The organism is Gleimia coleocanis DSM 15436, from assembly GCF_000159015.1.
Classification (GTDB): Bacteria; Actinomycetota; Actinomycetes; order Actinomycetales; family Actinomycetaceae; genus Gleimia; species Gleimia coleocanis.
On record NZ_DS999566.1, the window covers coordinates 1 to 232 of the forward strand.

Sequence of the window (232 nt, forward strand, 5' to 3'; positions counted from 1 at the left end):
ATCATCGTTGGCAAGATTAAACGTCCAGTTATTGTTCTTTTCAGAGAGGCGAATCAGGCGCGCGTCGGGCTTTTCGAGCTTGATCCACGGCAGCCAGACCGTTTTGGTCAGCAGCGCCAGCGGGGCCAGCGTTGCCTCTACGCGTGGCAAATGCACCATCGTGACTTCGGGAATATCCGGTGGATTGCCAAGAATGATGTCTTCCGCGTGTACATGGGGCCACGGCACCCAG

At 56.5% G+C, this 232-nt stretch carries 1 protein-coding gene; it reads right to left on the bottom strand.

Annotated features, from left to right (window positions below; genetic code table 11):
• A partial coding sequence (locus tag HMPREF0044_RS07695; protein WP_006547572.1) for an AsmA family protein occupies positions 1-232 on the bottom strand: 232 nt, incomplete at both ends.